Origin of the sequence: Corallococcus llansteffanensis (genome assembly GCF_003612055.1) — a bacterium.
GTDB lineage: Bacteria > Myxococcota > Myxococcia > Myxococcales > Myxococcaceae > Corallococcus > Corallococcus llansteffanensis.
The window spans coordinates 1-7,506 of sequence record NZ_RAWB01000487.1 but is presented as its reverse complement, the minus strand read 5'-3'; the positions used below and the strand labels follow the sequence as shown (position 1 = coordinate 7,506).

The window sequence follows — 7,506 nt, the reverse complement described above, 5'->3', positions numbered from 1 at the left end:
GCTGGGGTCCACGTCCGTGGAGAGGTTCACCGGCTGCTCGTCGGGCGGCTCGGCCGGGTCCACGTAGACGAAGCGCGTGGCGCCAATCTCCAGCTCGTCGCCGTCCTTGAGCGCCTTGCGGTTCACCCGCTTCTTGTTGACCTTGATGCCGTTGCGGCTGCCCAGGTCCTCCACGTGCGTGCCGGACCAGTCGCGGCGCACCTTGGCGTGCCGGCGCGAGACGAGGTCGTCCTTGAGGATGACGTCCGCTTCCTTCTCGTCGCGGCCGAAGACGTGCTCCTGCGCGTCGCTGATTTCGATGCGCTGGCCCTCGCGGGGGCCGTTCATGTAGCGCAGGAAGCGCTCGTCACTGCCGCGCAGCACGTCCTTCAACTTGCCGCGCGCGAGGAAGGACGTCTTGTCGCTCACGTCCTGCTGGACTTCGACGACCTTGTCGAAGCGCACGTCGAACTGCGCGATGGCGATGATGTCGCCGTTGCGCAGCAGCTCCTTCTCCCCCTGGGGCAGGGCCTTGCCATTGACCTTCGTGCCGTAGGCACTGCCCAGGTCCTCCAGGAAGTAGAGCGTCCCCTCCTGGCTGATGCGCGCGTGGTTGCGCGACACCGCCTGTTGCGGGAGCACCACCTGGCAGGTCTTGTCGCGCCCCAAGGTGATGATGGGGTCGTCGAGGACGACCTCTTTGCCCGAGGCGCCTCCGGCCTCGCTGCGCTGCGTGACGGTCAGACGGACGCTCATCGCGTGGAGTCGCTACCCGAAGGGACGGCTAGAATGAGTCGTTGGCCAGGAATCTCTCACACGTCTGATACTCGGTGGGGAATTCCTCGGAGGTACCAAACTTCATGAAGTTCTTGCAGGCCGCCTCGGCGTGGGTCTGCTTGTGGGCGTCCGAGAAGATCTGGAAGAGGCCGAAGTGGCAGGGCGCGAACTTGGCGTCCAGCTTCACGCACTTGCGGTAGGCGCCTTCCTCCTCGGTGAGCAGGCCCTTCTCGCGGTACTGGCGCGCCAGCAGGTACATGGCCGGGGCGCTGTTCTCCGCCGTCTGGGTGTCCTTGAGCTCCTTGAGGGCGGAGTCCGTGAGGGCCGCCTTGCGCTGGGCGACGGCGAGGTTGTTGATGCAGCTGGAGTTCTTCTCATCCAGCCGGGCGCAGTTGCCAAAGGCCTCGCGGGCCTCCGGGAAGCGGCTCTGCTCCAGCAGCACCGTGCCCAGGTCGTGCCACACCTCCGCGGAGTCCGGGGTGAGCTGGGCGGCCTGGGAGATGTGCTCGAAGGCCGTCTCCAGGTCCTTCTCCTCGTAGGCCATGATGCCCAGGTTGTGGTGGGCGTTGGCCACGTTGGGGTTGACGGCGAGCAGGGTGTCGAACTCCTTGCGGGCCTCCTTCTTCTTCCCCATCTTCATGAAGGTGAGGCCCAGGTCGTAGCGCGACTCCAGGTTGTCCGGGTTCACCTGCAGGGCGCGCTTGAAGTTGTCGTGGGCCTTCCCGTAGGCGCCTTCCTCCAGGTAGAGGACGCCCAGGTTCTGGTAGGCCTGCAGGTGCTCCTGGTTGTAGCGCAGGGCCTTGATGAAGAAGTCCTTCGCCTTGGGCTTGTTGCCCGAGTACATGGCGATGAGGCCCTTGTTGGCCCACAGGTCCGCGTACTGGGGGGAGAACTCCAGGCCCAGGTTGCAGTAGGTCTCCGCCTTCTGGAGATCGCCGTTGGCCATCTCCTGCGCGCACAGCTCATTGTTGATGAGCGCCCGCTCGTGCGGGGGCGGCGTGTTGAGACACGCGGTGGTGGACAGGGAGACGGCGGCGGTCAGCGTAAGGACGAGGCGGCGAAGACGCATGGCGGGCCGAGTGTAGGAGAGCGCCACCCCGCGAGGCAACGCCGGCCTTCGCGTGAATCAGCGCTGTTTTCCAGGGGTTAGGCCGGCTGTAGAGTGCCGCGCCATGCGTACCTACCTTTGTGCCTTTGGCCTGCTCGCCGCTTTGCTGGGCGCGACCCCCGCCCACGCCCAGTTCTCCAACCGCAGCCTGGGGCTGTCGCTGGGCTACATGGACTTCCAACGCACTGCGGGACTCGCGGGCACGCCCTTCCTGGGGCTGGAGGGCAGCCTCTACATCGAGAACGGCTTCGAGGTCGTCTCCCTGTCGAAGGTGATGTTCCCGAAGGACACCTTCGCCACGCCGGAGAAGCGGGTCATCGGCCTGGCCCCGTCGCTGGGCATCCGCTACCTGCTGCTGGAGGAGAGCATCCGGCCGTACATCGGCACGGACGTGAGCTACCTCATCGTCCTCAAGGACGCCGCCAGCAACTTCGTGGGCCTGGGGCCCAACATCGGCGTGGACTTCTTCGTCACCGACGCGGTGAGCCTGGGCCTGCGCGCGCAGTACAACTTCTACCTCGCGCTCAACGAGGACACGCAGACGTCGCTGACGGGCTCGGCGGGCGTGGCGGCGTACTTCTAGGCGAAGGCGGCCGGACGCCCCGGGCGGCGGCTCGGGGCGGGCAGCAGGGCCGCGGCGACGAGCAGCGTCCACTTCTCATCCGAGAGGTGGGCGGGCTTCTCCATCGCGAGCGAGTCCTGCAGCCGCGTGCCCAGCGCGGAGAACAGCCGCAGCCGCGCCTCCATCCGGAGCTCCTCGCGCCGGAGGGCGGCGGACAGCACCACCTCCCGCTCCTCGGTGGACAGCCGCTTCACGCGCGAGACGAACAGCGGATCCGCCAGCAGCCCCTCGTCGCCCCGGGTCTCCAGGGCGGAGGGCACCTTGAGGCGGCGCTCGCGCACGACGATGGTGCCCGCGAGCAGGTCTCCCAGCCGCTGGTGCGAGCGCGTGGCGAGCGCGGCGGTGCCGCCCACGAGGTAGAGCAGCGGCAGCCGGTCCACGACGCGCGCCAGGTTGCGCAGCGCCGCGTGGTAGAAGCCGATGCGCACGCCACTCTCCTGGATGACCCGCAGGGAGAGGGCCTTCTTGCCCACCGTCTGCCCCGCCCAGGCGGTCTCCAGCGTGATGCCGTAGCCCCAGTCCACGAGGAAGTAGACGACGATGCCCAGTGCGCTGGCGAACCCCGGGAACGCCACCATCGCCAGGTTCAGCACCATCAGCACCCCCGCCGTGGCCACCCCGACGATGACCGCGTCCAGCAGCCACGCGAGGAAGCGCGAGTACACGCCCGCGAGCGTGAAGCGGAACTCCACGTACTCCGGGGTCAGCACCGTGTGGGTGCCGTCGAGCAGGGTGTCGTCAGGAGCAGGTGTCACGGGCGCCACTGTATGCCACGTGGCCCCTGTCCCCACCGCGTCCGCCATGGGATTCCGTGGGGGCCGCAAGGAGTCCGCCGCAAGGCGTGGGGACGGGACACGGGGGCAGGCGGGCGAGCAGCCCCGTCCCTCCGGCGGGCAGGTGCGGGGCTGGCCAGAACAGTGTTATTCGTGAATAGCGGGCTCCCACGCTATCCTGCCCGCACTCCCTGAGCCCGTGGCCTCTTCCGACACCTCATCCTGGAACCGCCGCGTGCTGCCAGCGGGCGTCTTCCAGTTCGCGCTCATCGCCGGGGTGACGCAGCTCAAGACGGCGGCGAACGCGCTGGTGCTGTCGCGCTTCGAGTCGCAGGCGCTGCCGTACCTGTACCTGCTGGGCGCGTTGATGACGGCGACGCTCACGCTCCTGCCGCGCGGCAGGCCTGACGCGCCCACGGAGTCCCCCGGCATCCTCACCGGCGTGGGCGGGGTGCTGGCGCTGGGGCTGGCGGCGGCGCTGTCCGCGGGGCAGCGCATGCCGGCGCTGGCGCTGTACCTGTTCGCGGACTGCTTCAGCACGTTCGTGTCGTTCCGCTTCTGGGGCCGCATGGCGTCCGCGTTCGACGCGCGCGAGGCCCGGCGGGCGTTCACGGTGCTCAACGGCTTTGGCATGGGCGGCGGCATCGCGGGCGGCCTGCTGGTGCAGGCGCTGGCGGTGCGGCTGGGCACGCCCGTCGTCGTCGTCAGCGGCGCGGTGAGCCTGCTGGCCGCGGGGGCCATCTACCACCACCTGAACGAGACGGAAGTGGCGCCGCCCTCGCGGCCGCGCTCGTTGCAGGCGTGGTTCCCGGCGTGGAACTACCTGGGGCAGAGTCCGTACGCGCAGGTGCTCGCGGCGCTGGGCATCGCGTTCGCGGTGCTGTCGTCCTTCGTGGACTACCTGTTCCGGCTGCGCGTGGAGGGCACGCTGAGCGAGGACGGGCTGGCGGCCCTCTTCGGTTCGCTCCAGCTGTGGATCGGCTTGTTCTGCGTGGCCTTCCAGCTGCTCGTGGCGGAGCGGCTGCTCAAGCGCATGGGCCTGCTCATGTACCTGGCGCTGGTGCCGGTGGTGCTCGCGCCGCTGGCGGGCGCCACGCTGGCCACCGGGCAGCTGTGGCCGGTGCACCTGCTGCGGCTGGTGGAGACGGCGGTGAGCTACTCCATCCTGCCCGTGGGCATCCAACTGCTCTACGCGGCGGTGCCGGACGAGCAGCGCGAGGGCCTGCGCAGCGCGGTGGATGGCCTGTTGCGCAAGGGCGGCGTGGTGCTGGCGGGCGTGATGCTCATCGGCGCGGGGCGCGGGGCCAACGGCATCACCATGGCGGTGGCGGTGGTGGCGCTGTGCGCCGCGCTGGGCCTGCTGCTCGTGCGCCTCAAGCCCGCGTACCTCACGGCGCTGGGCGAGCAGGTGGGCGCGCACGAAGAGGAAGAGGTGGAGCTGGGCGGCGAGGCGCAGAAGCTGCTGGTGGAGGCGCTGGGCGCGCCCACGCCGGAGCGCGTGCTGCGCGCGGTGGACATGCTGGCGCAGGCGGAGGCGCCGCTGCGCCCGCACCTGGCCGCGCTCCTGGCCCATCCCCACGAGCGCGTGCAGGAGCGCGGCGTGACGCTGGCCCTGTCCATGGATGCGCGGGAGCTGGCGCCCATGCTGGAGCGGCTGGTGGAGGAGGGCCCCCGGCGCCCCCGCGACCAGGCCGTGTGGGCCCTGGCGCGCCTGTCCCCGGAGCGCGCGGAGCGGCTGCTGCCGCCGCTGCTGACGAGCCCCGACGTGGGCCTGCGGTGCGCGGCCATTGGCGCGCTCATGCGCACGCAGGTGAACTCGGCGGCGCTGGAGTCGCTGCGCGAATTGCTGTCGAAGGGGGATCATGCCCCGGTGGCCGAGCGGCGCGAGGTGGCGCGGCTGCTGGGCCGGCTGAAGGATCCGCGCTTCGCGGGGCCGCTGTCGCTCTACCTGGAGGACATGGACATCTCCGTGCGGCGCGTGGCGCTGGTGGCGGTGGGGGAGGGCGGCTACGTGGAGCTGGCGCCGCGCCTCCTGCCGTTCCTCACCTGGCGCGAGGAGCGTCCGGCCGCGCGCGAGTCGCTGGTGCAACTGGGCGACGCGGTGACGCCGCTCCTGGAACTGCAGCTCAACAACAAGGCCGCGCCCCTGGCGATGCGCATGCAGCTGCCCCGCGTGCTGCGCGGCATCGGGTCCTCGGCGGCGCTCAACGCGCTGTTGTTCTCCAACGTGCGCGACGACGCGGGCCTGCACTTCCGCATTGGCGCGCAGCTGTCGCGCCTGCGCGAGGAGCAGCCGGACCACCCGGTGGACGTGGACCGCATCCACGAGGCCCTGGGCCGCCGCCGCGACACGTACCGGCAGCTGGTGGGGGCCTTCCGCGACGTGCAGGCGGCGCTGGGGCCGCAGTCGCTGCTCACGCGCGCGGTGGGCGACCGGTTGGATCAGGCGCTGGAGCTGTCGTTCTTCCTGCTGGGCCTGCTGCACCCGCCCCAGGCGATGCGGCGGATCCACCAGCACCTGGTGGGCTCCGACTCGCGGCGCCGCGCGTACGCGCTGGAGCTCCTGGAGAACCTGGTGGCGGTGGAGGAGCGCGAGCTGGTGATGGAGCAGGTGGAGGCCCACCACCGCGAATTGCCGCCCGGAGCGCCGGGCCGGCTGTGGCGGCGGCTGGCGGGGCTCGTGCAGAGCGAGGACCTGGTGCTTCGCGCGTGTGCCCGCCACGTGGCGCGGGTGAACGGCCTGGACGTGCTCCCGCAGGAGGGTGAAGTGAGCGACACGATTGTCCAACGGATGTTCGCGCTGGAAGGCGTGAGCGTCTTCTCCCAGAGCGACGTGGATGACATCGCCGCCATCGCGGCGGTGGCGCGCGAGTCCCTGTACCGCACGGGCGAGCGGCTCTACAGCCAGGGCGACCCGGGCGACGCGCTCTACGTCATCGTCGAGGGCGCGGTGGACGCGTTCCGCAACGGCGAGCACGTGCTGCGCTTCCAGGCGAAGGAGGCCATCGGCGAGGTGAGCCTGCTCGACGGCGCGCCCCGTCCCACGGACATGGTGGCCGCGGTGGACTCGCGCGTGCTCGTCATCGACCGGCGCGACTTCCTGGACCTGCTGGCGGACCGGCCGGAGCTGCTCACGGGCTTCTTCCGCTCCGTGAGCCAGCAGCTCCAGAGCGTCATCGACCTGCCCGCGCGGCGGGAGACGGGGCAGCGGCTGGAGCTGGGCGTCGCGCAGCAGCCCCACGTGCCGCTGGAGGGCATTGGCGGCCTGCCTCCCGAGGGCAACGCCCCGACCGACGTGTGAGCCGGCGTCAGTCGCCCGCGCGGTGCGCTGGCGGCGGGAGGGCCCCCACCGGCGGCTGCTTCGGGTCCAGGTTGAGCAGGTGCGCCGAGGCCACCGGGATGAAGGGCCGCGTGAAGCAGCGGAAGGGCGGCAGGGTTCCCAGGAAGCGCGTCGCCGCGAGGCCCGCGAAGGCCCACGGCTGACGCTCCACGGCCGCGATGGGCGAGCCGACGCCTTCGGTCCTGCGCGTCCACATCCCCAGGTACCGGTGGAAGGGGCCCCAGCGCAGGAAGGGCAGGGCGTGCGCCATCCGCTCCCAGCCGCGGAGGAACCAGGGGGGATTCGTGACGGGCGCCACCCAGGCGCGGTCACTCTTGGCGGCGGTGAAGACGATGAGCCACCAGAAGCCCCAGGCGGTGCTGAGCGTGGTGAACACGGGCTTGCTCCACAGCACCGGCGTGGTGATGACCGCCAGCGCGGGGAAGCCCACCGCGAAGAGCATGAAGGCCCGCCAGCGGCGCCGGAGCTTGGCCCGCATCCACGGGATGTTGACGCGCACGCGCGGGTGGATCTCCGGATCCTCGGGCGGCACTCCGGTGGCGATGCTCGCCTCGCGGGAGATGACCGTGTGGAAGTCGCGCGAGAGGGCGACGACCACCCACTGCACCACGCTCAGCGACCCGAAGAACGCCACCCAGAACTCCCAGCTTCCCAGGAAGACGATGCCGTGGCGCACCTTGGGCGCGTCGATGTTGAAACCCTTCTCCTGATGCTCGCGCTGGATGCGCGGCCCCTTCGCTTCGGCGGCTTCGGCGGCTTCGCGGTTCGCGTCCTGGAGGGCGGCGCGCACGGTGGCGGTGAGCTCCTCGCGCAGGGCGTCGGGATGCGGCTCCGTCGCGGCCTCCTCATCCCGGTCCTCCGCGTCCTCGTCAGCGTCCTCGTCCGTCGTGGGCGCGGAGGTCGGGGC

5 protein-coding genes and 1 pseudogene are annotated in these 7,506 nt (G+C 70.8%); 2 read left to right on the top strand and 4 right to left on the bottom strand.

What is annotated here, in order from left to right:
• Together D7V93_RS32795 and D7V93_RS32790 are read right to left on the bottom strand one after the other, a co-directional pair.
• Nucleotides 1-735: FHA domain-containing protein (locus tag D7V93_RS32795; protein WP_120647131.1), on the bottom strand; the 735-nt coding region annotated here is incomplete at its 3' end.
• 28 nt (nt 736-763) lie between these two features.
• Nucleotides 764-1,825: a tetratricopeptide repeat protein gene (locus D7V93_RS32790; RefSeq protein WP_208723233.1), complete on the bottom strand. Its 1,062-nt coding sequence runs from the start codon at nt 1,823-1,825 to the stop codon at nt 764-766.
• Nucleotides 1,826-1,928: 103 nt separating this feature from the next.
• Between D7V93_RS32790 and D7V93_RS32785 the strand changes: the two genes are divergently transcribed.
• Complete coding sequence (locus D7V93_RS32785; protein WP_120647130.1) at nt 1,929-2,447, top strand: hypothetical protein; 519 nt, start codon at nt 1,929-1,931, stop codon at nt 2,445-2,447.
• Here the strand turns inward: D7V93_RS32785 and D7V93_RS32780 are convergent.
• The gene (locus tag D7V93_RS32780) at nt 2,444-3,241 is read right to left on the bottom strand and encodes an RDD family protein (protein WP_244237660.1); all 798 of its coding nucleotides are present in this window, start codon (nt 3,239-3,241) and stop codon (nt 2,444-2,446) included. The genes D7V93_RS32785 and D7V93_RS32780 overlap by 4 nt on opposite strands.
• 217 nt (nt 3,242-3,458) lie before the next feature.
• Here D7V93_RS32780 and D7V93_RS32775 point away from each other — a divergent pair, with 217 nt between their 5' ends.
• Nucleotides 3,459-6,560, top strand: coding sequence for a cyclic nucleotide-binding domain-containing protein (locus D7V93_RS32775; protein ID WP_120647128.1), 3,102 nt, complete (start codon nt 3,459-3,461; stop codon nt 6,558-6,560).
• 7 nt (nt 6,561-6,567) lie between these two features.
• On the opposite strand, the pseudogene D7V93_RS45355 reads toward D7V93_RS32775, so the two are convergent.
• A pseudogene (locus tag D7V93_RS45355) lies at nt 6,568-7,506 on the bottom strand (hypothetical protein); the annotation flags it as partial.